General features: G+C 63.5%; 22 protein-coding genes. 18 read left to right on the forward strand and 4 right to left on the reverse strand.

The window, feature by feature from the left end:
* Positions 1 to 533: 533 nt before the first annotated feature.
* From DIE22_RS36780 to DIE22_RS36815, 7 genes are all read left to right on the forward strand, one after another.
* Positions 534 to 779 (forward strand): AbrB/MazE/SpoVT family DNA-binding domain-containing protein, encoded by a 246-nt coding sequence (locus DIE22_RS36780; protein ID WP_124595155.1) that lies wholly within the window; start codon positions 534 to 536, stop codon positions 777 to 779.
* Positions 776 to 1171 (forward strand): PIN domain-containing protein, encoded by a 396-nt coding sequence (locus DIE22_RS36785; protein ID WP_124607441.1) that lies wholly within the window; start codon positions 776 to 778, stop codon positions 1169 to 1171. The genes DIE22_RS36780 and DIE22_RS36785 overlap by 4 nt, the downstream gene beginning before the upstream one ends.
* Before the next feature lie 37 nt (positions 1172 to 1208).
* A complete protein-coding gene (locus DIE22_RS36790; protein ID WP_095401672.1) occupies positions 1209 to 1388 on the forward strand; it encodes a hypothetical protein in 180 nt (59 codons plus the stop codon).
* Positions 1389 to 1910: 522 nt separating this feature from the next.
* The gene (locus tag DIE22_RS38545; protein ID WP_221623917.1) at positions 1911 to 2312 is read left to right on the forward strand and encodes a DUF6283 family protein; all 402 of its coding nucleotides are present in this window, start codon (positions 1911 to 1913) and stop codon (positions 2310 to 2312) included.
* 93 nt (positions 2313 to 2405) lie between these two features.
* A complete protein-coding gene (locus tag DIE22_RS36805) occupies positions 2406 to 2621 on the forward strand; it encodes a hypothetical protein (protein WP_124607443.1) in 216 nt (71 codons plus the stop codon).
* A gap of 76 nt (positions 2622 to 2697) precedes the next feature.
* A complete protein-coding gene (locus DIE22_RS36810) occupies positions 2698 to 3867 on the forward strand; it encodes a DUF1624 domain-containing protein (protein WP_124607444.1) in 1170 nt (389 codons plus the stop codon).
* Positions 3849 to 5006 carry a porin gene (locus DIE22_RS36815; protein ID WP_185640775.1) on the forward strand — a complete coding sequence of 386 codons (1158 nt, stop codon included), beginning with the start codon at positions 3849 to 3851 and terminating at the stop codon, positions 5004 to 5006. The genes DIE22_RS36810 and DIE22_RS36815 overlap by 19 nt, the downstream gene beginning before the upstream one ends.
* Before the next feature lie 204 nt (positions 5007 to 5210).
* Here the strand turns inward: DIE22_RS36815 and DIE22_RS36820 are convergent, their stop codons facing one another.
* The gene (locus DIE22_RS36820; RefSeq protein ID WP_124607445.1) at positions 5211 to 7337 is read right to left on the reverse strand and encodes a D-(-)-3-hydroxybutyrate oligomer hydrolase; all 2127 of its coding nucleotides are present in this window, start codon (positions 7335 to 7337) and stop codon (positions 5211 to 5213) included.
* 296 nt (positions 7338 to 7633) lie between these two features.
* Entirely contained in the window at positions 7634 to 9085 is a 1452-nt protein-coding gene (locus DIE22_RS36825) for a sigma-54-dependent Fis family transcriptional regulator (RefSeq protein WP_124498316.1), read from the reverse strand.
* Positions 9086 to 9569: 484 nt separating this feature from the next.
* On the opposite strand from DIE22_RS36825, the gene DIE22_RS36830 reads away from it, so the two are divergent.
* Positions 9570 to 11036: a PHB depolymerase family esterase gene (locus DIE22_RS36830; protein ID WP_260426860.1), complete on the forward strand. Its 1467-nt coding sequence runs from the start codon at positions 9570 to 9572 to the stop codon at positions 11034 to 11036.
* Positions 11037 to 11258: 222 nt separating this feature from the next.
* On the opposite strand, the gene DIE22_RS36835 is transcribed toward DIE22_RS36830, so the two are convergent.
* Positions 11259 to 12179 (reverse strand): LysR substrate-binding domain-containing protein, encoded by a 921-nt coding sequence (locus tag DIE22_RS36835; protein ID WP_185640776.1) that lies wholly within the window; start codon positions 12177 to 12179, stop codon positions 11259 to 11261.
* Between the two features lie 143 nt (positions 12180 to 12322).
* On the opposite strand from DIE22_RS36835, the gene DIE22_RS36840 reads away from it, so the two are divergent.
* From DIE22_RS36840 to DIE22_RS36870, 7 genes are all read left to right on the forward strand, one after another.
* Entirely contained in the window at positions 12323 to 13513 is a 1191-nt protein-coding gene (locus DIE22_RS36840; RefSeq protein WP_185640777.1) for a pyridoxal-phosphate dependent enzyme, read from the forward strand.
* Positions 13510 to 14718, forward strand: a complete 1209-nt coding sequence (locus tag DIE22_RS36845; RefSeq protein ID WP_185640778.1) for an ABC transporter ATP-binding protein — start codon at positions 13510 to 13512, stop codon at positions 14716 to 14718. Before DIE22_RS36840 ends, DIE22_RS36845 begins: the two co-directional genes overlap by 4 nt.
* Before the next feature lies 1 nt (position 14719).
* Positions 14720 to 15580, forward strand: coding sequence for an ABC transporter permease (locus DIE22_RS36850; protein WP_124498313.1), 861 nt, complete (start codon positions 14720 to 14722; stop codon positions 15578 to 15580).
* Between the two features lies 1 nt (position 15581).
* Positions 15582 to 16439, forward strand: coding sequence for an ABC transporter permease (locus DIE22_RS36855; RefSeq protein WP_221623918.1), 858 nt, complete (start codon positions 15582 to 15584; stop codon positions 16437 to 16439).
* A 9-nt stretch (positions 16440 to 16448) separates the two neighbouring features.
* Positions 16449 to 17507, forward strand: a complete 1059-nt coding sequence (locus tag DIE22_RS36860) for an ABC transporter substrate-binding protein (RefSeq protein ID WP_124607447.1) — start codon at positions 16449 to 16451, stop codon at positions 17505 to 17507.
* Between the two features lie 150 nt (positions 17508 to 17657).
* Positions 17658 to 18854, forward strand: coding sequence for a Xaa-Pro peptidase family protein (locus tag DIE22_RS36865; RefSeq protein ID WP_124498311.1), 1197 nt, complete (start codon positions 17658 to 17660; stop codon positions 18852 to 18854).
* Positions 18855 to 19062: 208 nt separating this feature from the next.
* Positions 19063 to 20232 (forward strand): porin, encoded by a 1170-nt coding sequence (locus tag DIE22_RS36870; protein WP_124607448.1) that lies wholly within the window; start codon positions 19063 to 19065, stop codon positions 20230 to 20232.
* 198 nt (positions 20233 to 20430) lie between these two features.
* On the opposite strand, the gene DIE22_RS36875 is transcribed toward DIE22_RS36870, so the two are convergent.
* Entirely contained in the window at positions 20431 to 20955 is a 525-nt protein-coding gene (locus tag DIE22_RS36875; protein ID WP_124607449.1) for an Lrp/AsnC family transcriptional regulator, read from the reverse strand.
* A 150-nt stretch (positions 20956 to 21105) separates the two neighbouring features.
* Here DIE22_RS36875 and mdeB point away from each other — a divergent pair, with 150 nt between their 5' ends.
* From mdeB to DIE22_RS36890, 3 genes are all read left to right on the forward strand, one after another.
* Complete coding sequence (mdeB, locus tag DIE22_RS36880; RefSeq protein ID WP_124498308.1) at positions 21106 to 23826, forward strand: alpha-ketoglutarate dehydrogenase; 2721 nt, start codon at positions 21106 to 21108, stop codon at positions 23824 to 23826.
* Positions 23827 to 24020: 194 nt separating this feature from the next.
* On the forward strand, positions 24021 to 25709 hold the full coding sequence (gene ilvB / locus DIE22_RS36885; protein ID WP_124607454.1) for a biosynthetic-type acetolactate synthase large subunit: 1689 nt from the start codon (positions 24021 to 24023) through the stop codon (positions 25707 to 25709).
* 57 nt (positions 25710 to 25766) lie between these two features.
* Positions 25767 to 26398: biotin/lipoyl-containing protein (locus DIE22_RS36890; RefSeq protein ID WP_260426862.1), on the forward strand; the 632-nt coding region annotated here is incomplete at its 3' end.

Below are 26398 nucleotides of genomic sequence, written 5' to 3' on the forward strand. Positions count from 1 at the left end.
GTTCGGCGAGCGATTTATGCAGGCGCGTGGATAACGCGTTGTTCAACCGCCTCGCCCACAAAAATGCGGACAGGTTCGCGAGGCGTGCGCGGCGCGTTCGGCGTCCGAGTACGCCATGGAGGTCGCCACGTCCGCCTTGCGCTTGCTGTCCCAAGTCACCCAATCCGGATACGACTCACGGAAGTCGCGAAGCCACTCGCTGGCTCGTATAGGACTCAATCCGAACTCAGTGACGAGCCTGCCGCGACTGACCCGACCTTCCCAGAGAAGGATCCGGCCTACTTTGGCATCTCTTTCCTGACGGCCCTCAATAGACATGTCGACGTTGCCTCCTACTGGTCATCGATATGGTATGCAAAAACATATGATATGTAAATCCATATCATGTATGACTGGAGAGTGAGCGATCTAGGCATGGCGGTGGAAATAATGATCCTGGCCGAGGATTTAGGGTTGGCGGTCCGGTACGTATGGAAGTCATTCTTGCTTTTTGGTTTTCCTTACCATAAAGTAAGGAGTCGGGAGGTGTCACCATGGCAGCAGCAACTATTACTTCAAAGGGTCAGGTCACGATCCCGGTGGACGTGCGTAATCAGCTTGGCTTGGAGGCCGGCGACCGGATCGAATTTAGCTTCAACGAGGCGACAGGCCGGTACGAGGTCTATCCAGCGACGCGCTCGCTCGTGGAGCTCAAGGGCGTTGTGAAGAAGCCTGAGAAACCGGTGTCGATTGACGACATGAATCAGGCCATCGCCGAGCAGGGGGCGTCAGCGCGATGATCGGACTGGATACAAACGTGCTAGTCCGCTACTTCGCGCAAGACGATGAGGTTCAGTCGAAGAAGGCGACGGCGCTGATGGAGTCCCTGTCGCCCGAGCGGCCGGGATATGTTTCGCAGGTCGCATTGATCGAGGTTGTCTGGGTACTTGGGCGCTGCTACGGTGTCGAACGAGAGCAGATGAAGGACATCATCGAATCGATGATCGGGACCAAAGAGCTGGTCGTCGAAAGTGCTGAAACGGTACGTAAGGCACTCCGCGTTTTCGCGTCTTCAAAGGCGGATTTCGCGGACTGCTTGATCGAGCGTTCTGGGCATGTAGCCGAGTGCGAGTACACGGCTACTTTCGACGTGTCGGCCTCGAAGGTCGCGGGGATGCAGTTGATCAAGTAATCGTGCCGACGGCCAATACACTGAGAAAGGAAATGATATGTTCACCAGAGCTCGAGCGGAACTTAAGGAACTCGTAACTCTCGTGGCGGAAATTGAACGCTACGACGCGACGCTGGCTGCCAAGCGTGACATCATTCCGACCGAAGAATCGCGACAAGAGCGGCGTCGCAAAGAGATGCGAAAGCTCGAACTACTTGATAAGTACGAGCTTGCCTAAGAAATCGAAAATGACGCAGCTGCGAGCACGTTCGTTTCGTTTTGCCACACAGAGGGGCATGCGATCCAAGAAGGAGGTCATCTTGGGACGAAAATGTGATGCGGAATTCACAGAGGTTGGTGTGATCCAGCTCGCGGTTGCGCAGGTGTAACGAAGAATTGAGGTCGATCATGAACAGGGACGCTTTGCCTGACGGCGAATACGTGGCGACGTGTCGCGAGCGCAACCCGCTGTCAGCTGCAGCGAACGGACATAGCTTAGTTTTTCCCGGCGCCCGAGTTAAGGTGAAAGCTGGTTGGGCTCACTTTTATCGAGATGACGTCGAGGTCTGGAACTGCAACGCGGCGTATGCTGCCGCGAACTTCAATATCCAGAAAGCATAGGATAGACCGTGTCAACATTGCTTGGATGCCTCCGCGAACTGCCTGCGGATCTAGTGATGCGCGGACTCTGAGGCGGTATGTCACGAGATCGCAACGGTGTCGATGAGGTAAGTATGGAGAGTAATGCAGGGTTTGAATTATGAAAACATCTGGCAGACCTTGTGCGTCATGTCCTTGGCGCCGTGCCGCGGGTGCGACAGATATTCCAAACTTCGATCTCGAACTGGCCGAAAAGTTGGCTGGTACGTGCCCTGATCACCGGGGTATGGGACCGGACTATGGAGCCAGTATGTTTGCATGTCATCAATCCCGCCAAGGGGAGGAGTTCGCATGCGCCGGCTGGCTGGCCAAAGTCGGACATCGTCATCCCGCAGCGCGCTTGGCCGTGGCCGCTGGGCGGCTTGATCCTGCGGCACTGAAGCCGGGCGTGGACTGGCCGGAGCTGCATGACAGCTATCGGGAAGTGCTGGACAAACTGCGTGAGACGTTGAATTTCGAAGACGGAATCAACGGAGATAAGCCGGCAGTCAAAATCGGTTGATCCAACGCGCGCCGTCGTTCGACGTTGCTGCCTCGCCAGGTTGTCGGTGTTGAGCGTGCCATTGTCGGATAGTCGGGCTGGTCACGCTCTACGGTGACTGATGGCATTGAAGCGACGAGCAGTTCGGATGCTGCCGAGAACGCTGGCGACTTCCAGCGATCGTCGGATGAGGCTGCGTCGCTTCTGCTTTTTAGTGTTTTTTTAGTGTTTTTGCGGGGCGACGGAAATTTTGTATTAGGGGGCGGAGCGGAAAGCCATGCAGGCATTGGCTCACTGAACAGCCACGATTCAAAGTTAAATGAATTGTGATTCGTTGCCTTGACCGCACGGATGACGCAGTTGAGCAAGTTCCGATTCGACGTTCTCCATTCCGTGCCTTTGCTCAATGTCTCCTCGTTCCATTCCCGTCGCTCCAGCTGACGGCGGCGTTCGCCTGATCGCGATCGACGCGCTGCGCGGTCTCGTGATGCTGCTGATGCTCGTCGATCATGTCCGCGAAACCTTCTTCCTGCATCGCCAGGTGTCCGATCCGATGGACGCGCTGACCGTCGATCCATCGCTGTTCTTCACGCGACTCACGAGCCAGTTCTGCGCGCCGGCGTTCGTATTCCTCACGGGCCTCTCCGCGTGGCTGTACGGTCGGGACCGTCCAGTCGCGGCAACTACGGCATTCCTCGTCAAGCGTGGCGCGTTCCTGATCTTTCTCGAGTTGACCTTCGTGTCGTTCGCGTGGACGGCGGAGTTTCCGCCGTCCACGCTCTGGCTGCAGGTGATCTGGGCAATCGGGCTGTCGATGCTCGCGCTCGCCGCGCTGTTGCGCCTGCCGCGGGTGGTGCAGTTCGTGCTCGGCATCGCGATTGTCGTCGGGCACAACCTGCTCGACGGCGTGAGGCTCGAGCCGGGCTCGGCCGGCTTCGTGCCGTGGGCGATCCTGCATCAGCGCGCGTTCATCGATCTGTGGGACGGCGTCAGAGTGCGCACAAGCTACCCCGTTCTTCCGTGGATCGGCGTGATCCTCCTCGGCTACGCGGCCGGCCCCTGGTTCGCGCGCGGCATGGTGCCGGACATGCGTGCGCGTCGGCTCGTCGCGACCGGTGCTGCATTGGTCGCGGCGTATGTCTCGCTGCGCTGGCTGAACGTGTATGGCGACAAGCCATGGATCGCAACCGGTGATGCGCTACGCACGACGATGAGCTTCCTTGCCGCGACGAAGTATCCGCCGTCGCTGATGTTCCTGCTGCCGACGCTCGGCGCCACGTTGCTGTTGCTCGCATGGCTCGAACGGCGCGACCGTTGTGCCGTCGCGCAGCGGCTTGCCATACTCGGCGGCGCGCCGATGTTCTTCTACTTGCTGCACCTGTACGTGCTCAAGATGCTCTATCTGATCGCACTCGCAACGTTCGGCGCGAATCACGGGAAGTACTTCGGGTTCGACGCACTATGGGGAGTCTGGCTGACCTCGGCGCTTCTGATCGTTCCGCTGTACTGGCCCGTTGCATGGTTCGCGCGGCTCAAGCAGCGCCGCAAGGATATCGGATGGCTGAAGTATCTGTGAGTTGCCGGGGGAGGCGACGCGCCGCGGTGCCGGCCGGCGTCGCGCTCGCGCTGCTCGCGGCCGACGACGCGAGCGCATCGTCGGTCACCCTTTACGGGATCGTCGACACGAGCGTCGTCTACACGCGTAGCGCCGGGGCTCCCGGCAGAATCGAACTGCAGAGTGGCAGCTTGTCCGGTTCGCGTGTCGGCATGAAAGGCGTCGAGCCGCTGCGCGGCGGTGCAGCGGCGTTATTCCAGCTCGAGAACGGCTTCAATGCGGTGAGCGGCCGGGCGAACCAGGGCCGCCGGCTGTTCGGTCGTCAGGCTCACGTGGGCTTGCGCACGCCCGGCGGGCACACGCTGATTGCGGGACGGCTGTATGACCCGCTGGCGGATCTCGTCCAACCGCTCCAGGGCGACGGCTATCTCGGCCAGACGTTCTCGACACCGGGTGACGTCGACAACGCTGATTCCAGCGCGCGGTTCAATCACGCATTCAAATGGTCGAGCCCGCGTACGGCCGGCTGGCAGGCGTCGGCGCTCGTGTCTGTCAACGGCGTGCCGGGCTCGACGGGTTCCGGGCTTGCGCACAGCGCGGCGTTCGCGTATCGGCGCGGCGCATTCGCGGCCGCGGCAGGTTATCTGCACGTCGACCTCGGTAATCCGGCGCATGGGACACGCGGCGAGTCGAGTGCGGATTCACTGTTCAACAGTGCGGTGAATGCCGCTTATGCGTCGGCGGCCTCCGTGCATATCGTCCGCATCGCGGCGCAATACACGTTGGGCGCGGTGACTTTAGGCGGCTACCATGGCAACGCACGCTACCGGCCCGACGCGGCATCGCGGTTCGCGCGCACGCAGGCGTTCCGCAACGCGTCCGTATATGGCGTGTGGCAAGCCACGCCGGCACTCATGGTTGGCATCGCGTTCAACCAGTTGCATGCATCCGGCGATTCGGCGGCGCGTTATCGACAATTGAGCGCTGGAGCGAGCCTGCTGCTCGGCAAGCGAACGGATCTCTACGCGTTGGGCGGTTACACGCATGCCGATGGCATGAACGGACGCGGTGCCGCGCAGGCCGTCATTGGCGCGACGGGGCTCGATGCAAACGGATCGTCTCAGCTCCGTCTGAATGCGGGCTTGCGCCATCGCTTCTAGCCGTCCTCGCTACGGTTCGGCTGCAGGCAGCCGAATTGACCATCGCTGCGGCTGCCGTTCAACTCTGCCTGGACACAAGCGCTTGCAGCATCCCCATCGCGGTCCGTCATCGCCTGGCCTGCGTTCCGCCGGCACCTGTCAGCCGGCCGTCTATCCGTAGTCGAAACAGACCCGCGGCAGGCGGCCGGCCGTGAGGTTGACCTGTCAGTGCGGGATATCGACGATGCCGTTCGTCACCTGGATCGCATTCGCGGCGGGCACGCCCGCGATCGGCGGCAGGTTCGCCACGGCGAGCTGCGGCGCCTGTCCTGGCACGCCGCCGCGCGGTGTCGTCCGAACCACCTGCGACGGCGGCAACGGCGTCCCGCGCGTCAGGCGGTCCCACATCAGGTTCAGCGCCTGGAGATAGTAGTAGTGAACCGGGATGAAGCGCGTATCGAAGCCGGCCACGGACAGGAATGCATCGAAGTGCTGACCGTTCGTGATTTCATAGAACGACAGCTGGCTATGCGCACCGTCGGCGATGCTGTTCTGCGCAAGATACGCGCGCGACGCATGGTTGACCGGAACGAGCGCATCGCTGCGGCCTTGCACGATGATGGTCGGCTTGTTCTGCAATTTCCCCGTCACGCGTACGGCCGCGACGCTGGCCGCCATCGCCGGATTGCCTTGCGTCCACAGCGCGTGCAGGCACGCGGCGCCCGCGTAGCTCGCGTCACCGGTGGCGAGCCGATGGTCCGCCGCCCCGTTCGTGCCGGCGTTGTAAACGAGATTGATGCCGTTGGTCGGCGGCACGCCGTTGCCCGTGCCGAAGACGTTGAGCATCGGTGAACGGCCGGCAGGTGCGGCCGCAGCGCCGGAAGCGTTCGTCGTGCCGAAGCTGAAGCCGCACAGGTTGTCGGTCACGCTCGAACGCGTATAGGCGTTCGCATAGGTGGCCGCGACGGCCGGCACGGCCTGCGAGTCCCACATCGGCGCCTGCAGGAAATCCGCATCGGTTTCATAGCCCGCCGCATGCAATTGCGCGAGCGCACTCGAAGCCTGGCTTGGCAGGTCGCTGCCGGAAATCACGCCGGCCGCGGCGAGGGACGAGCAGCGTGCGGCCCGGATCGCGCGCGTGGTGGCGAGCGGCAGCGCGCTCAGATACGGCGCCGTAGCCAGTTCGTCGGCCGCTGCCGCACACGGCTGGAGCAGGTTCGCAAGCGTCATGTAGTCCGCCAGCGGCTTGCCCGCGGAGCTGATCACCGAGCCGCCTTCACGCACCTGTGCGCCCGCGCCCATGTTCACGTTGACCTGCGGTTCGCCAACGACCACGGCCGTGATCCAGCCTTGCGAGTCCTGTTCGGCGGCAGCCAGCGACGCGCCTCCACCGTTGCTGACCGATGCGGCGATCGTCGCGATACTGCCGGGAAGATAGCGGACGCCACGGCGTGACCCGTCCAGCAGCGGACCGAACTGCTGGTTGAGCGCCCAATAGGCGAACTGCACGGCCTCGAGCGTGTCCTTCCCCCAGCTCTGCTCCGGGTTCTGCTGCGAGTGCGCATGCTTGAACGCGTAGCGGTTCGGGAAGTCGCGGTTGTATGCGTCGAGTGCCGCTGCCCCCACGTTGGCGGTGAAGATGCTGCGATGGCCGGCCGATGCGGCGCTCGCGAGCGTCCCGTCGATCAGCGTGACGGTGTCGGTCGCGAGTTCGTGCGCACCGTTTCCGGTGCCTTTGTCGGTATAGGCAACCGCGCATGCACGTTTGAGTCCCCATTCGCCTGCCGCCGAAATCGCGCCGTATACGCCGCGCGAGCCCGACGAGGTCGCGGTGACGATGCAGGGATGGGCGGGATCGAACCCGGCGGGAACCTGGACGAGCAGGCTGACGTTTTGCGTGCCGCTGCCGTCGTCGGCGAATGCCAGATATTCGGTGCCGGCGATCTTGCCTTCCCCGAGCGTGTCGTTGCCGGCGAGGTCGACATTGGGTCCCCAGAAGCGCCCATACCCGCCGTTGGACGACATGTCGACCAGCGCACGATAGTTGGACCAGATGGCCAGCCGGCGCAACTCGGCTGCGGTAGGGCTGGCGGCATTCGCGAAGGCGGGCGGCGTTGCCGAGGCGAGTCCCGTCTTGCCCAGGCCGCCCGTCAGCAGGTCGTCCGTATTGCCGTCGTAGGCCGTGGTCCGGACGCCTCCGGCGACAAACGCCGGCAGTTGATTGGCCTGCGGCTTGACGGTGTCATCGCCGTTGCATCCGGCCAGCACGGTCGTCGCCAGCACTGCGGCGCAGGCCGCGGTGAATGCCGAGGCAGGATGGCGTTGCCGGCCGGTCGCCGTATCGTGTGTCATGCGTGTCTCCGTTCGTCGCATTGTTTGTATCGGACTTCGTCGACGAACCGACGAGCAATATCCGGACCATGCTGCAACGCAGATCAGCGCGTGTGGCGAGTGACCTGCCTGCGAGGTCGAACCCGGTGAAGCGGGACGAGAGCGTCCCGGATCGGAGACATCGTGTCCATGAATGGAGACGAATGGCGCACGCACATGGCGCCGCGCGCGGCATCCGGCGTGTGTCCGCCGCTTCGCCGTGGATGGCCCGGTCGGCGCCCGAAGTAGGCGCGAAAGACGGCTGACACCTGTCGATGTCAAAGCCCGAGCACGGCCATTTTCTTGTAGAGGGTCGCGCGTCCGATGCCGATCCGTGCTGCCGCCTTCGATACGCATCCGTCTTCGGATCGCAGCGCGGCGCCGAGAAAACGCTTTTCGAACCTCCGCATCGCGTCCTCGTAGCTTGCTCCGTCGATGTCCATTTCATGCGCCGCGGCCGGATCTCGGACAAATTCGGGATCGGCAAGCGTCGCGTCGATGTCGTCGCCGACGAACGGAGCCAGCACGTTCGCGGTGATGCACGGGCGATCGGAAAACATCACCGCCCGCTCGAGCGTGTTGCGCAATTCGCGCACATTTCCCGGCCACGCATGCTCGCGCAGTCGTTGCAGCGCGTCTTCGCCGAGCACCGGGCGATCGATATGGTGGTGGGTTGCCAGTTCATCGAGGATCATGTCGGACAGCGCGGCGATATCGTGCGTGCGCTTTCGCAGCGGTGGCGTGTGAATGGTGAGCACGTTGAGCCGGTAGTAGAGGTCGGCGCGAAAACGGCGAGCGGCGACGAGTTCGGCAAGGGCGACCGAGGTTGCCGCAATGATTCTCGCATTGCTCACGACGATGCGATTCGTGCCCAGCGGCTCAAACTCCTTTTCCTGCAGCACGCGCAGGAGCTTGCTCTGCAGCGACAGGGGCATGTCGCCGATTTCATCGAGGAAAAGCGTGCCGCCGTGCGCCAGTTCGAACTTGCCGATCCGGCCTTTGCGGTCGGCGCCGGTATAGGCGCCCGCGGCTGCGCCGAACAGTTCGACCTCGAGCAGCGAATCGGGAATCGCCGCGACATTGACGGCGACGAACGGCTTGTCAGCACGCGCCGATGCGGCGTGTATCCCATGTGCGATCAGTTCCTTGCCGGTACCGGTTTCACCGAGCAGAAGCACGGGGGAATCGACCTGCGCGGCGCGCCGCGCGAGACGCTTCACTTCCATGCTGGCGGGGCTCGTGCCGACGAAATTCGACAGGCCGTATCGAGCCCGCCGAGTCTGTGCAAGCGCATGTCGCGTCGCGATGAGCTCTGCTTGCAAGCGCGAATACTGGCTGAACAGCGGTGTGAGTGCCTTCAATTCTCCAAAGAGGGCAAAGCCGATGGCACCGATGATGGCGCCGCTGTCGTCCTTCAGCGGCAATCTCGTCACGACGAAAGGTTCGTGCTCGGTTTCGAGTATGTCCAGCAGGATGGGCTTTCCGGTTTCGACGACCTCTCGCATGAGGCTGTTGGGGATGACGGCCTCGCAATCGAGACCGATCGCGATCTTGGGATCGGCAAAGCCGAAGTGCGCGGCATACTTCTCGTTGATCCAGACGATTCGGGCCTGTCGGTCGACGATCAGCGTGCCTTCGCTGGAATTGTTGAAGGTTTCGAAGAGCGAACGCATTGCGCGTCCCCACACATAGCTGTAGTCGCCCAGGATGGTGTCGACCTCGGTTGCCATTCGGATTTTCTCCTTGTTGTGTGACAGTGCCGCCCGGTCCTGCTTGCCGCGAACCGTCTCGGATGGGAGACGAAGGCGAGCAGTGTCTCAACTTGTGGATTCGCGCGGGAGTGGGAATTCCCCCTACGAATCCCGCTTTATCGCCGGTGCGGGCGCATTTCCGCAAATAAAGTGTGGATTCCTCATTGTTGATTCAGGATCGCAATGGCGGGAAAGCGCGGTGAAGCGGCGATTGCGCGTCGAGAGGCGCGCGGCGCCGATGGTTGCCTGGCTATGGTCGTGCCATGCCGTGTCGGTAACGGGCATGGATGCTGCTTGTAGTTCGATCGGCGCCGGGGGCGGCGGTTCGTCCGTCTGGTTCTCGACGCGGTTGGTGAAGTGTCGATCCGCTCCACCGAACCGGTCAGCTGATCGAGACGGGATAGTCCACCACGTCCGCGGCGCTTGCCTCGTAAGCAGCATCCATACAAGTCAAGGAGACGTCATGCAATTGCTTTCACGACACCAATGGCGATGGTTTGTCGGTTTCCTCGTCGCGCTGGCGACGAGTTCCGCGTTGGCCGCGGTCACACCCGGCCCCGGAACCTGGAGTGGGCAGCAGACCTGGGCCGCGGATTCCGTGAATGGCGGCAACCTGACCGGCTATTACTATTGGCCCGCGAGCCAGCCCACGACGCCCAACGGGCAGCGCGCGCTGATACTGGTACTGCATGGTTGCCTGCAGACCGCGTCTGGCGACGTGATCAGCAACAGCAGTGCGGCCGGTTTCAACTGGAAGGCGATTGCAGATCAGTACGGTGCGATCATCCTGGCGCCGAACGCGACCGGCAACGTGTACAGCAATCACTGCTGGGATTATGCGAACACCTCCCCGAGCCGCGGTGCCGGGCATGTCGGCGTGCTGCTGGATCTGGTGAACCGCTTCGTATCGAACTCGCAGTACGCGATCGATCCCAATCAGGTGTATGTCGCGGGCCTGTCTTCCGGGGGCGGCATGACGATGGTGCTGGGTTGCATCGCACCGGATGTGTTCGCCGGGATCGGGATCAATGCCGGGCCGCCGCCGGGAACGACCACCGCACAGATCAGCTACGTGCCGAGTGGCTATACGGCGACGACGGCGGCGAACCAGTGCAAGGCGTGGGCGGGATCCAACGCGGGCAAGTTTGCGACGCAGATTGCCGGGGCGGTCTGGGGGACATCGGATTACACGGTCGCTCAGGCCTACGGCCCGCTCGACACGGCGGCTTTCCGGATCATCTACGGCGGCACCTTTACCCAGGGCGCGAAAGTGACGATTCCGGGAGGCGGAACGAACACGCCGTATTCCGACAGCAGCGGCAAGGTCCGGACCCACGAAATCTCGGTTTCCGGCATGTCGCATGCGTGGCCGGCCGGATCCGGCGGCAACAACAAGAACTACGTGGATGCCACCCACATCAATTATCCGGTATTCCTGATGGACTATTGGGTCAAGAATAATCTTCGCGCGGTGTCGGGGCCGGCGCCGTCAGGCTCCGCGCCGACCGGCCTCGCGGTGGCGGGCACGACACAGACGAGCGTTGCGCTTTCGTGGAATGCCGTTGCCAATGCAACAAGTTACAACGTCTATCGCAATGGCAGCAAGGTCGGCTCTTCCGCATCCGCAAGCTACACCGATTCGGGGTTGATTGCGGGGACGACCTATTCCTATACCGTGACCGAAATCGATCCGAGCGCGGGGGAGAGCGCTCAATCGTCCGCAGTGTCGGCGACGACTCAATCGAGCTTCGCGTGTACCGAGACGACGGCGACGAACTATGCCCATGTGCAGGCCGGCCGTGCGCATGATTCCGGCGGCACGGCCTACGCGAACGGATCGAACCAGAGCATGGGGCTGGACAATATCTTTTACTCGAACACGCTGGCGCAGACATCGGCCGGCTACTACGTCATCGGCAACTGTCCGTGACGCGGGGCGTGGGTGCGACCGGTGACCGAACGGGCGACGGGTCCGTTCGATCGCCGGGATTGCCGGGGCGGCCGGTGGGCCCCGGCGACGCCATCACGCGTCGCGCCTGATCCGTTACCGGATCAATGTGCCGGCACGGGCGCGCTGTCGCCGAAGCCCGGATCGGCGCGTGCCGCGGACCGTGACAAGTGCGGTTCAGGATGATCCGTCGCGCCGGCGGATTCATGTCAATTCGTCGGCATAGGGCAGCGCACGAAGGCTGCTCATGACCTCTTCGCGCATGCATGCGACAAATGCCTCGGCGACTCTCGTACGAGGATGAGACGCAGACCACAAAAGGCGGCTTTCGAACCGCACGCGCGGTTCGAAACGCTTCATGACGATCGGCAGGTGCGCGACCTCCGCCGCGAGCACGGGATTGACGATGGCGACCCCGAGTCCCTTCGCGACCAGCGCACAAAGCGTTTCGGCATATTGCGTCTCGATCTGGATGGCGGGATGAACGTGTGAATCGGCAAAGATCTGGTCGATCACGTGGCGGGTGCCGTCCTCCAGCGCCAGCGCAAGGAACGGTTCGCCGTCCAGGTCGGCCGGCACGATCGGGCGCTTCAATCGCGCGAACCGGTGGCCGGAGGGGACCGCCACGACACCGGCCAACGCCATGAACGGCTCTTCCTCGACGCCGAGAAACCCGCTCTTGGGGCCCGCGATCCCGATATCGCAACGGCCGCCGGTGACCCATTCGTAGACCGTCGCGGATGGCCGCACCTGGAGCGATATCGTCACCTCGGGGAAGGACTGCCGGAAACGCTGCAGTGCACCGGGAATCACCCCGTTCGCAAAGACTTGCATGCAGGTGATGCGCAACCTGCCGGTTCCGAAATTGCGGATGTCCTGCGCGATACGGCGCAACTGGTCGACCGCGACGAATCGTCGTTCGACTTCCTGAAGGAACGCCGCCCCTTCCGGCGTGAGGCGCGCCGGCCCATGACCGCGCTCGAACAACGGAAACCCGATGCCGGCCTCCAGCCGGGCGATCGATCGGGTCAGCGCCGGTTGCGTGATGCCCAGCGCTTCCGCTCCACGGGTGAAACCGCCATGGATGGCCGCCGCGCGAAACGCTTCGATCTGCCTCGCTTCCATAGACATTACCTCAAGGCATGGAACTCAATTTTGTATGCATTGGACAGCATAGCATGGCTGTGAGGGAATGGAGGCCTGGGAGCACACCCTCGGCGCCACAAGGCACGAGGGATACGAAAGCGAAATCTGGAGGAGACGTTTTGATGTCCAATGTGTATCGGCAAAACCCTGACCTGGTGGGTTTCCAGTCGTTGGCCGGCGGCGCGGTGCTGCCGGTCGGGGATTATCCCGGCGGCTGTCCCGAGGGCCGCGCGGCGGGGAGACCGACCAGCGTGGCAGCGGTCTATGCGAAGCAGAAGCAGGACGTCGGCGCGCCGCTGCCGAGCGGCGGCGACATGTCGGGATGGGCGGCCTATCTCCCGTATCTCGAGTGGCCGTCTCTGGGCGAGGGCGGCACACCGCTCATCGAGCTTGAATCGACCGACCTGGGCCGGCTGTGGATCAAGGCCGAATGGATGAATCCGACCGGCAGCCACAAGGACCGCATGAGCCCGCTGGCGGTGGCGCGCGCCGTGGAGGTGGGCGCCAGCGGCATCATCTGCGCGAGCTCGGGCAATGCGGGTATCTCGATGGCCTGCTACGCAGCCAAGGCCGGTCTCGCATCGCGGGTAATCGTGACGGCGAGCCTGCCCAAACCCGTTCGTCGCGCGCTTGCAACCTACGGGGCGGATGTCGTCGTCGCCGAGAACAGCCTGGATCGCTGGCGAGTGATGGAAGAGGCGGTGAAGCACGAGGGATGGTTTCCGCTCACGAACTATCTGCTGCCGCCGGTCGGGAGTTGCGCATGGGGCGTCGAGGGGTACAAGACGGTCGCGTTCGAGCTGGCCGCCGAATGCAGGGAAGGTCTGGACGCGGTGATCGTGCCCACCGCCCGAGGCGACATCATCTGGGGAATCGCGGCGGGCTTCGCAACGCTTGCGCAACGTGGGCAATGGAATCATCCGTTGCCTAAGCTTGTTGCTGTCGAGCCTTTCCCGCGCATCTCGAAAGTGCTTCGTCACGAGGCCGTCATCACCGACCAGTTTCCCGGATCGACGCGGCAGGCGTCGATTGCCGGCACGACGGCGACGGACCAGTCGTTGCGCGCCGTCGTCGATACCGGTGGAACCGCACTCGTCATAGCCGACGAACTGGCGGACGCCGCGCAGCACGACCTGGCGCAACGGTCAGGCATCTACCTGGAGCTCTGTGCGGCCGCGCCCTATGCGGCCATTCCTCACCTGTTGGCGCAAGGGCATCTGGCCGGGACCGACAGGGTCGTACTGATCGGCACCAGTGCAGGCTACCGTGATCCGGTTGCCGTCGACGCCGCCACTTTTCGGGTACCAGCATGAACACCAAGCATCCCACGGCCGCGCTGGCCGTTTTCGATCCGGCACAGGCCGGCCGGGCAGGCACTGCGAGGGACGTCTCGTGGCCATCCAGAGTGGGCGTTGCGATCGATGGCGCGCCGATCCGGATCGAGCGTCTCGCGAAGCAATACGGGGCGACGACGGTCGTCAGCGGCATTGACCTGGACATTCGCGCCGGGGAGTTCCTGTCGCTTCTGGGGCCGTCCGGTTCGGGCAAGACCACGCTGCTGATGATGCTGGCGGGGTTCGAGCTGCCGAGCGAGGGGCGGCTGACGCTCGGCGCGACCGATATCACGCGGATGGCGCCGAACAAGCGAAACATCGGCATGGTGTTTCAGCGCTATGCGTTGTTCCCGCACATGACCGTGCATCAGAACATCGCGTATCCGCTCAGGATGCGCAAGGTGCCGAAGGCCGAGATTCCGGAGCGGGTCGAGCGGGCGCTGTCGATGGTGCAGCTCAACGGGTTCGGCGATCGCATGCCGAATCAGTTGTCCGGCGGGCAGCAGCAGCGCGTCGCCGTTGCGCGAGCACTGGTTTTCGAGCCGCCGGTGTTGCTGATGGACGAGCCGCTGAGCGCGCTCGACAAGAAGATGCGCGAGCGCATGCAGATCGAGATCAAGCAACTGCAGCAAAGGCTCGGCGTGACGGTCGTCTACGTGACGCATGACCAGGAAGAAGCGCTGACCATGTCCGACCGGATCGCCGTCATGGGCAACGGGCGCATTCAGCAGGTGGGAACCGCGTTCGACCTCTACGAGCGCCCGGCGACGCCTTTCGTCGCGGACTTCATCGGGAAAATGAACTTCATTCCGTCCCGATGCGTGGCGATCGACGACGAGAGCGTAACCGTGCGGGTAGTCGGCGACGTATTGATCCGGTTGCCGCGGCATCAGGTGCGTGGCGGCATCTCCGCGGCCGCGGGTGACACGCTGGATCTGGCGATTCGGCCCGAGCGGTTGAGAATCGGGCGGGCGCATCAGCACCTCGGGAGCAGCATTGGCGGCGTCGTCGAGGCCCGCGCGTATGTCGGCGCGTTCCAGTGGTACGTCGTGCGTCTCGCGGACGGGACGGTGTTGCATGTGCAGACGCAGTCCGGCGAATCCGCCGACGGCGATATCGACGAGCGCCAGGCCGTTGACATCACGTTCGAGCCGTCGGCGCTGCACGTGTTCCGCGGAGGCTGAGATGAGCACGTCGACAAGAACATCGGCCACCCGGTCCGGCGACAGCTACGGCGCGCTGCCTTCACTGTTGCTCCTGTCGCCATTCCTGGTGCTGCTGACCATCGCGTTCGTCTATCCGGTCGGGAAGCTGCTTCTGACGAGCCTGTTTTCCCCGGGCCTGACCTTCGAGCATTACGAGCACGTCGCGTCGGCACTCTATGTGCGCGTGTTTGCGAGGACGTTCGCGATTGCGCTCGCGGTCGCGGGCATCACGTGCGTGCTCGGCTATCCCGTCGCATGGCTGCTGACGCGCGTCAAGGGCAGGACCGCGTTCCTCATGACCGTGTGCATTCTCATCCCGATGTGGACGAGCGTGCTGGTGCGGTCGTACGCGTGGATCGTGCTGCTTCAGCGCAACGGCATCGTGAACGACGTCCTGATCGGTGCCGGCGCGATCGATAGCCCGCTCAAGCTGATCTACAACCAGGGGGCCGTCGTCATGGCGATGGTGCATGTCCTTCTGCCGTACATGATATTGCCGGTGTATGGCGCGTTGAAGGCGATACCCGTGGATCTGTCGCGGGCCTCCGCAAACCTGGGCGCCAGCTCGGTGCGGACCTTTTCCACCGTGACGCTGCCGCTCAGCATGCCGGGCGTTTATGCAGGATCGCTGATCGTCTTTGTCCTGGCGCTGGGTTTCTACGTGACGCCGGCCCTGGTCGGCGGGCCGAGCACGCTGCTGATCGCCACGCTGATCGGCCAGCAGGTCACGCAGACGTTCAACTGGCCGTTCGCGGCAGCGCTTTCCACACTCCTGCTGTCGGCGACCGTCGCGGTGACGGTGGTCTTCCGGCGCTTCATGTCGCTCTCGGGGCGTTTGTAATATGAAAACTCCTTCCATCGGTTTGTCTTCGCCAACGGTCGGCCGGATCGGCTTTCCGTTGTCGGTCGGGAAGATGGCGCTTGTGGGCGTGGCACTTCTCGTGCTGCTGTTCCTCATCGGGCCGATCCTGATCATCGTGACGATGTCGTTCGGCGACGCGGCGTATATCCAGTTTCCGCCGCACGTGCTGTCGCTGAAATGGTATGCGCGGTATTTCAGCGATGTCGACTGGATGTCGGCAACCTGGTTCAGCCTCAAGATCGCTTTCGCGACGACGATTTCCGCCACGGTCATCGGCACCATGGCCTCGATCGCGCTGGTTCGCGGCGCGTTTCCGGGCAAGGCGGCGGTACAGGCCGTCGCGCTGAGTCCGCTGATCGTGCCGCACATCGTCATCGCGATCGCGCTGTACCTGTTCTTCGCGCCTTTCGGGTTGATCGGGAATTTCGGCGGCTTCCTGATCGCGCACACGGTGCTCGCGGTGCCGTACGTCGTCATCACCGTGTCCGCGGCATTGAAGAGCTTCGATCCGGTGCTGGAGCGCGCGGCGCTGAATTGCGGCGCAACGCGGCTGACGGCCTTCTTTTCGGTCGTGTTGCCCGATATCGCGCCCGGCATCGCGGCCGGCGCGGTGTTTGCCTTCCTCGCGTCGTTCGACGAGGCGACCGTGGCGTTCTTCCTGTCCGATACCGGCGGGAAGACCATTACGCGGAAGTTCTTCGAGGACATCGACTACAACCTCACGCCGATCATCGCGGCGGTCGCGACGATGACGATCGGGCTGTCGCTGGTGCTGATGACGGGCATCCGCATGCTGGAAAGACGGACCCGTGGAAACTCGAGCAAAAACCAGATCTAGGAGACTGACGTGAAATCGATCAAGAAACTTGTGGGCCTGCTGGCCGTTGGCGGTTTCGCCTTCTGTTGTTCGGTGGCGAGCCGTGCCGAGGAATCCGTAACGGTCGCGCTGGAGGGGGGCTCGTACCAGCAAAGCCTGCGGACCAGCCTCTTCGAGCCATTCACGAAAGCGACGGGCATCCCCGTCAACGTCGTGACCGCGACCGCACAGGAGCAGATCGCGCGATTGCGCGCGATGGCGCAATCGCGCTCGGTGAACTGGGACGTGGTGATTCTCGGCGATATCGAAGCGCATGCGGACCCCGTGAAGGCCATCACGGAGGACATGAGCGGCTTCTGCCAGAAATTCGCGGGGAAAGGCCTGCTGTCCGGTGCGTGCGATTCGGCCGGCCTTGACCTCGACTACGGCGTGACCTATCTCGCGTACAACGGCGATCAGTTTCCCACGGGCGGCCCGACGAACTGGAAGGCGTTCTGGGACACGAAGCGCTTTCCGGGCGGCCGTGCATTGCCCGATTTCAACGATCCATGGCGCGTGATGGCGGTTGCGTTGATGGCAGATGGCGTGGCGTCGAATCAGCTGTTTCCGCTCGATGTCGATCGGGCGCTGCGCAAGCTCGACGAGATCCGGCCGCAGGTGTCGATGTGGTGGAAGACCGGCGACCAAAGCATTCAGGGATACCGAAGCGGCCAGTACGTCGCCGGCATGATCTGGAAGACGCGCGCGAGCGTGCTCCAGAAGGAAGGCCGGAATATCAAGTCGTCGTTCGACGGCGCGATCATGATCTCCGACCGCGCCATGATTCCGAAGGGCGCGCCGCACAAGGCCGCTGCCGAAAAACTGCTGGCGTTCTTCGCCGCGTCGCCGGCAGCCCAGGCCAAGCATTGCGAGAACCTCGGCTGTGTTCCGGTCAGTACCGACGCGATGAAGCTGATGTCGCCCGACACGCAGAAGGGCCTTCCTGTCACGGACGCGCTCCGTTCGAGGCTCATCAGCCCGAACGTCGCGTGGATCAATGCAAACCGCGACCGGCTGCTGGAACGCTGGAATGCGTGGATCCAGCAATAGCCGGGTGGCACGGTTCGCGCGCGGCATGACATCCATTGGCTGGAACGCCGCGTCGCGACGGTATCGACGGTATGCATATGCGGTGCCTCGGCAGCGTGCGCCTGGCGGCGCCGGGGCGAATTTTTTCCTCGAACATAGGACGTTGCAGATATGTTGCTGAATCTCGAAAGGCTCAATGAAATGATGGCGCGCAATGGGCTGGACGCCATTGTCGCCACCTTGCCGGAAAACGTGACGTACTCGAGCGGATACTGGGCACTCTCCCAATGGATCCGTCGCGGTCCGCAATCGTATGTGCTCATTCCGGCGCCCGGTCGCGGCGAGCCCGCGATCATCGCGACGACCAGCCTGCTCGACCAGCTGGCCGACCAGGAGGACGTCTGGATCTCGAAGGTGTACCGCTACGGGTTCTTCTCGGTCGAGCAGGCGAGCGGCGTGACGCTGAATGCGCTCGACCAGCGTCAGCTCGAACTGTACAACCTGCCGGACCACGGAACGGCGATCAATGCGCTGTGCGCGGCCATCGACGACTGCGGCCTGAGTGGCGGCGTGATCGGGCTCGACGAGCTGGGCCTCATGCCCGGCAACTTCGAGGAGATCCAGGCCCGCCTGCCGAACGCGAAGGTCAAGCCGGCGCTCGAAATTTTCCGGACGGTCCGCGCGGTCAAGACGCCGGAGGAAGTCAATCGCCTGCGGCGTGCCGCACATATCGCGGAGCAATCGATCGCATCCGCACTGGAAATTGCCAGGCCGGGTGTCAGCGAACGCGAACTCGGGCTGGCGTTTCATGAACGCACGGCACGGGAAGGCGGCTACCCGGTGCTGGGGTGTATCGGCTCCGGCCCGCGCTCCGCGATGCCGAACGTCGAGCCGGGCGACCGGAAGCTCGAGCACGGCGACGTGATCCGCTTCGACGTGGGGGGCCGCTACCGTCATTACCGCGCGGACATTTCGCGCATTGCCGTGCTCGGCGAGCCCACGGAGCGGATTCGTCGATACCATCGCGCGCTGCATGTCGGCGTTCTCACGGCGCTCGACATGATCCGTCCGGGCGTGAAGACGTCCGACGTGTTCGATGCCGCGGTCAAGGCGGTTCAGCGCGAAGGGATTCCGCACTACAAGCGCAGTCACGTCGGGCATGGCATCGGCATCGATGGCTACGACGTGCCGAACCTGACGCCGTCGAGCACAGTCGTCATCGAGGAGGGGATGACGATGTGCGTCGAGACACCGTATTACGAGCTCGGCAGCTGGGGCTTGCAGGTCGAAGACATGATCGTGGTCCGCAAGGACGGTGTCGAATCGCTGATGTCGACCGACGGCGCATTGAATATCCTCGAGCGCTGACGGAACGAGGCGCACGCCGTCCGTGGCGGCGTGCGCGGCAGGCCGGCAGGAAATCAGGTGCGCGGCAATGCATGACCCGCAGGCGCATCCGGACGTCGGAAGCGTCGATCATGCACACGGATACACGCGTATAGGTTCGTAGTGCGAATCATACAGATGACGTGGAAGTAAAAACCAATAAATCGATTAACTATTTCAGGAGATCTTCATGTACACGAAATCCGCTGTCGCCATTTCTGCACTCGCGCTGTCCGGCATGGCCAGCGCGCAAAGCACCGTTACGCTTTACGGTGTGATCGATACGGGCGTCATCTACGTCAATCACCAAAGCGGCCGCGACAATTTCGTCGGCATGAAGCAGGGAACCATGTCGGGCAACCGATGGGGCGTGCGAGGCGAAGAGGATCTGGGAAGCGGCCTCAAGGCCGTGTTCGTGCTCGAGAACGGGTTCAATTCCGCGAACGGCGCGTTGAATCAAGGCGGGCGGGAATTCGGGCGCCAGGCGTTCGTCGGGCTTTCGAGCGACCGGTTCGGCACGATCAGGCTGGGCCGGCAATACGATCCGGTGGTTGACACCGTACAGGGGCTGACCGCCGACGCTTATATCGCGTCGACGGCCGGCACACCCGGCGACGTCGACAATTACGACAACAGCCTGCGGGTGTCGAACGCGGTCAAGTACCTGTCGCCGGTTTACGCCGGGCTGCAGTTCGAAGCGTTGTACGCATTCGGGAATAACGCGGGCGCGACCGGGCAGGGGCAGGCGTGGGGCGGGGCAGTGAGCTACAAGAGCGGTCCGTTGGCCGCCGCCGCCGGCTACTTCCATACGAACAATCCGAGCGCGGGGCGAACCACGACGAAAGCGTCGAACTGGGGTGTGACGTCGTCGAGCGACTCGATCTTCGACGGCCCGATCAACAATGGTTACACGACCGCCCATTCGATCGCGATCTTCCGCGCGGCGGCGCAGTACACGGCCGGGCCGTTCGTGCTCGGCGCGTCATACAGCAACGCGCAATACAAGCATGATGCATTCTCCGCGTTCCAGTCGAACGAGACTTACAACGTCGGCAGCGGCTATGTCACGTATTGGGTCAATCCGGCGTGGCGACTGAGTGCGGGCTATACCTACATGCGTGCAAGCGGCGATACGTCCGCGATCTATCACCAGGTCGGCCTGGGCACGGATTACGCGCTGTCAAAGCGGACGGACGTCTATCTGATCGGCTCGTATCAGCATGCGAGCGGGACGCAGGCCACGTACAACTCGGCCGGCCAGCGCGTTCTGCAGCCGGCACAGGCATCGATCGGCTCGTTCGGCTATGCGGGTACCAGTACGCAGGAACTGGTTCAGATCGGGCTTCGTCACCGCTTCTGACCGGACGGGACGCGAACTGCAGGAGGTATGCCCGTCGTGATCGCGAGTGATCGCGACGGGGTGCACGGTCGGCCTGCAAGCGAACCGATCGGCAGGCGCAGGATGCTCGTGCGCCTGCCGGGAAGCGGCGGCGGGCGATGTTCCGCCGTCCGGGCGTGCCGAATACCGTGATGGCGCCGAGCCGCCACGGTACGACGCTCAATCCCAGTCGGCCGTCTTGCTTGCGTCGACGAGCGTGAGCCCCTGTGTCGGCAGCGGGAGAGCAGTCTTGTAGCGCACCTGCTTCAACGCGAAGCTGGAGCGGATGTTCGACACACCGGGAATCGTCGTGAGCCTTTCGATGATGAAGCGCTCCAGCGCACGCATGTCGGGCATCACCACGCGCAGCAGGTAATCCGCGTCGCCGGACATCAGATAGCACTCCATGACCTCGGGCTGCTCGGAGATCGCCTTTTCGAAACGTTGCAGGGCGTGCTCGACCTGCTTTTCGAGACTGACCTGAATGAACACGTTGATGCTGAGGCCGAGTGGCTCGGGGTCGAGCAGCGTCACTTGCTGCTTGAAGAGGCCCAGCTTTTCAAGCGCACGCACGCGATTGAAGCAGGGCGTCGGCGAAAGGTTGACCGCGCGCGCCAGCTCCGCATTCGTGATCTTCGCGTTCTGCTGCAATTCGTTGAGGATGCCGATGTCAATTCGGTCGAGCCGTTTGGTGTGGGAACTCATGGAAGGAATCGTCTGGAAGCGTGTCTGTATCCGGAATATTTACACTGGTCCGCGTCGAAATTACAAGCAGTTCAGAAACATATTCTGCACCTCGACCGGTAGCATGAACAGATTGATGCGCGTCGATGGGCGGCGTGCGGGAGACTTGCAATGACAAACTTATCCAGTGGCATCGACGCGGCAAAGCACGCCGATACGGCGAACGTCGACGCGGACCCGGTTGAAACGGCGGAATGGCTGGAAGCGCTCGATGCGGTCGTCGCATCGGTCGGGCAGGACAGGGCGCAGTTCCTGCTCGATCGGGTTGCCGAGCATGCACGCAAGAGCGGGCTCGCCGCGCAGCGCAGCAACGTGACGCCGTACGAGAACACGATAGCGCTCGACCAACAGCCGCGCTATCCCGGCAACCTCGAACTGGAAGAGCGGCTTTCCGCCGTGCTGCGCTGGAATGCGCTTGCGATGGTCGTGCGTGCGAATCGTGCGTACGGCGAACTCGGCGGGCACATCGCGAGCTATGCGTCGGCATCCGACTTGTTCGAAGTCGGCTTCAATCACTTCTTTCGCGGCGGGGCGGCAGACGGCGGTACGGGGCCGGGCGACGATCTGGTCTATTTCCAGCCGCATTCGTCGCCGGGTGTCTATGCACGCGCCTTCCTCGAAGGCTTCCTGGACGATGAACACCTGACGCATTACCGGCGCGAGATTGCCGGGCCTGGCCTGTGTTCGTATCCGCATCCCTGGTTGATGCCGGACTTCTGGCAGTTCCCGACCGGCTCGATGGGCATTGGTCCGATCAATGCCATCTATCAGGCGCGCTTCATGCGCTACCTGCAAAACAGGGGGCTGCTGCAGACGGAGGGCCGAACCGTCTGGGGCTTCTTCGGGGACGGCGAGATGGACGAGCCGGAATCCCTGAGCGCATTGTCTCTGGCTGCGCGCGAGAAACTGGATAACCTCGTGTTCGTGATCAACTGCAACCTGCAGCGGCTCGATGGTCCCGTGCGCAGTAACGGCAGGATCATCGACGAACTCGAAGCGCAGTTCGTCGGCGCCGGCTGGAATGTCATCAAGGTGGTGTGGGGATCGGACTGGGATGCCCTGTTCGCGCGCGACCGAACCGGCGCGCTGCTTCGTGCGTTTGCACATACCGTCGACGGGCAGTTTCAGACGTTCTCGGCGAACGACGGCGCGTACAACCGCGAGCACTTCTTCGGGCAGAACGCCGAGCTGGCCGCGCTTGCGTCCCATCTGAGCAACGAAGAGATCGAGCGTCTGCGGCGCGGCGGTCACGACACCCGCAAGCTTCATGCGGCTTACGATCGCGCGCTGAAACACAAGGGGCAGCCTACGGTCATTCTCGCCAAGACGATGAAGGGCTTCGGCATGGGCGCGATCGGCCAGGGCCGCATGACGACGCACCAGCAGAAAAAACTCGACGTGGAGCAGTTGATCGCGTTCCGCGATCGCTTTCGTCTCCCGCTGAGCGATGAAGACGTCGAGCAGCTCCGTTTCTACAAGCCGGAGGCGTCGAGCCCGGAAATGCGCTACCTGCATGAGCGCCGGTCCGCGCTCGGCGGCTATGTGCCGCGACGGCGTCAGGTCGCGTCCGCCGCGGTGCAGGTGCCGGCGCTGTCGTCGTGGGGGCAATTCGCGCTCGACGCGGACGGCAAGGAAATGTCGACGACGATGGCGATCGTCCGGATGCTGACGGCGCTGCTGAAGGATGCCGCGCTCGGGCCGCGCGTCGTGCCGATCGTGGCGGACGAGGCGCGTACCTTCGGGATGGCGAACATGTTCCGTCAGGTCGGCATTTATTCGCCGCTCGGGCAGTTGTACGAACCCGAGGACATGGGGTCGATGCTGTACTACCGCGAAGACACGCGCGGGCAGATTCTGGAGGAGGGCATCTCCGAGGCGGGCGCGATTTCGTCGTGGATCGCCGCGGCGACGGCGTACTCGGTCCACGATCTGCAGATGCTGCCGTTCTACATCTACTACTCGATGTTCGGCTTCCAGCGAATCGGCGATCTGATCTGGGCCGCCGCCGACCAGCGTGCGCGCGGCTTCCTGATCGGCGCGACCGCGGGGAAGACGACGCTTGGCGGCGAGGGGTTGCAGCATCAGGACGGCACGAGCCTGCTCGCGGCATCGACCGTGCCGAATTGCCGTGCCTACGATCCCGCCTTTGCGTACGAGATCGCGATCATCGTCGACGAAGGGATGCGGCAGATGATCGGGCAACAACGCGACGTCTTCTACTACCTGACGGTCACGAACGAGAACTACGCGCAGCCGTCGTTGGCCGATGCGGAGCGTGTAAGGGATGGCGTGCTGAACGGCATGTATGCGCTGGATCCGGCGACGCAGGATACGGCACAGGTCCAGCTGCTCGGATCCGGCGCCATTCTCGGCGAGGTGATGGCGGCCGCGGGCATGTTGAAGGACGACTGGCGTATCGAGGCGGCGATCTGGAGCGTGACGAGTTTCACCGAACTGCATCGCAACGGGTCGGCCGCGGAGCGTGGCGCGCGGCTGTTCGACGATGACGAGCCGGCCGTGCCTTACGTCACCGAATCCCTGCGTGCAACGCGCGGCCCGGTGATCGCGGCAACCGACTACGTCCGCGCGGTACCCGAACTGATCAGGGCGTTCGTGCCGCGCCGATACGTCACGCTCGGAACCGACGGATTCGGCCGAAGCGATACCCGCGCGGCGCTTCGCGAGTTCTTCGAGGTGGATCGCGTCGCCATCGTGCTGGCCGCGCTGAAGGCATTGGTGGATGACGGGACGGTCGAAAAATCCGTGTTGCGGGATGCGATCGAAAAATACGGCAGAACGAACAGCAATCGCGTCGAGCCCTGGCTGCGATAACCGTACGACGGTCGATGCCGTCCTCCGGCCGATGAAGGCAGGATCGACGGGTCGCCTGCGGGGGGGGATGTGGTTTGACGGATGTTTGGCGAGATGGGGAGAGTGATGTGAATCATGCGGAATCGGAGCTCCGGCAGGTCGCAAGGGCCGATGCAGCAGACGCGGGCCGCGCGACGATACTGTCGGGCGCCCGGATGGTGGTGTCGGCGCTGCGACGAGAGGGCGTCGACACGGTCTGGGGCTATCCCGGCGGCGCGGTCCTGCCGCTCTACGACGCGCTTCAGGAAAGTGCGGATATCGCCCACCTGCTGGTTCGGCATGAACAGGCAGCGGTTCATGCGGCCGATGGCTTTGCGCGTGCGACGGGGAGGGTCGGGGTCGCGCTGGTGACATCGGGGCCGGGCGTGACGAATGCGGTGACCGGTATCGCGACCGCGTATTTCGATTCGATCCCGATGGTCGTCATCACCGGCAACGTGCCGACGGCGTCGATCGGATCGGATGCGTTTCAGGAGTGCGATACCGTCGGGATTACGCGATCCATCGTCAAGCACAACTTCCTCGTGCTCGACGTGGCGCACCTCGCGGTGACATTGAAGAAGGCATTTCATATCGCGAGCACGGGGCGGCCCGGCCCGGTGGTCGTCGATATTCCGAAGGACGTTCTGCAGGCAAGCGCCGAATTCGTTTACCCGGAATCCGTGTCGCTGCGTTCCTACCGTTCACCCAAGGACGCGCATGCGGGCCAGATTCGCCGGGCGGCGGACCTGCTCGCGCGCGCGCAGCGGCCGTGTCTGTTTGTCGGCGGAGGTGCGATCGCGTCGGGCGCGAGCGACGAAATCGCGCGGCTCGCGAAGCGTCTCGACGCACCGGTGACCAACACGCTGATGGCGCTCGGCGCCTTTCCGGGCACCGACTCGCGATGCCTCGGCATGCCGGGCATGCATGGGACCTACGAAGCGAATATGGCGATGCAGCACTGCGACGTGCTGATCGCATTCGGTGCGCGATTCGACGATCGCGTCATCGGGAATCCGGAAGATTTCCTGTCGGTCGGACGAACGGTCATTCACGTCGACATCGATCCGGCGACCATCGGGAAGCGGGTGGCCGTCGATGTACCGATCGTCGCCGACGTCAAGGCCGCCGTGCAGGCCATGCTGTCCGCGCTGGAAGACATGACGGCCGACACGACCGACCGAACCCGGTGGTGGAGGCAGATCGAAACATGGCGGGCCCGGCGTTGCCTGGCGTTCAAGGACGACGACGTCGTGATCAAGCCGCAATCGGTCATCCAGACGCTCTGGGAGGTGACGGGCGGCGACGCGTACATCTGCTCGGATGTCGGCCAGCACCAGATGTGGGCGGCTCAGTTGTATGCGTTCGACAAGCCGCGGCGCTGGATCAACTCGGGCGGCCTCGGAACGATGGGCGTCGGGCTGCCCTACGCGATGGGCGTGAAGCGGGCGTTTCCCGAGTCGGACGTCGTGACGGTCACGGGCGACGGTTCGATTCAGATGTGCATCCAGGAACTGTCGACCTGCAAGCAGTATGACCTCGGGGTCAAGGTCGTTTCGCTGAACAACGGCTATCTCGGGATGGTCAGGCAGTTGCAGCATGTGCATTATCGCGACCGGTTTTCGCATTCGTACATGGATGCGCTGCCCGACTTCGTCGCGCTCGCCCGTGCTTACGGGCACGTCGGCTTCCGGATCGACAAGCCTGGCGACGTCGAACCGGTGCTGCGCGAAGCGTTGGCGATGAAGGATCGCACCGTTTTCATGGACTTTCAGATCGACGGAACCGAAAACGTATGGCCGATGATCCCGGCAGGGTCCGGGCTGACGAGCATGTTGATGGGCTCTGGCGACATCGAATACTAGATGGGTGCGTTCGGCGCGCACCGTGCGGTGCCGCGATGGCATGGGGAGATACCTGAGGTGGATGTGATTGAAATCAACGTGCCGGATATCGGCGATTACAGGAATGTGCCGGTGATCGAGATCGGCGTGAAGGTCGGCGACACGGTCGAGAAGGAGCAGTCGCTCGTCACGCTCGAGTCGGACAAGGCGACGATGGACGTGCCGAGCCCGGCCGCCGGCGTCGTGAAGGACATCAAGGTCAAGATGGGCGATTCGGTGTCGGAAGGCACGCTGATCGTGCTGCTCGACGCCGCCGGCGCACCGGCTGCTGCCGCACCGCAGGCAAGCGCAGCGGCGCCGGCACCGGCTGCGGCTGCGGCTGCGGCACCGGCGACGGCTGCGCCCGCACCCGCACCGGCTGCTGCCGCACCGGCCGCAGCGTCGTCGGGCGAGTATCGCGCCAGCCGCGCGTCGCCGTCGGTGCGCAAGTTCGCGCGCGAACTCGGCGTCGAAGTCGCACGCGTGCAGGGCTCGGGTCCGAAGGGCCGCATTACGAAGGAAGACGTCTCGGGTTTCGTGAAGGGCGCGATGACGGGCCAGCGCGCGGCACCGGCCGCGGCAGCCGCGCCGGCAGGCGGCGGCGAGCTGAACCTGCTGCCGTGGCCGAAGGTCGACTTCTCGAAGTTCGGCCCGTTCGAGGCGAAGCCGCT

It is taken from the genome of Burkholderia sp. Bp9142 (genome assembly GCF_003853415.1).
Taxonomy (GTDB): domain Bacteria; phylum Pseudomonadota; class Gammaproteobacteria; order Burkholderiales; family Burkholderiaceae; genus Burkholderia.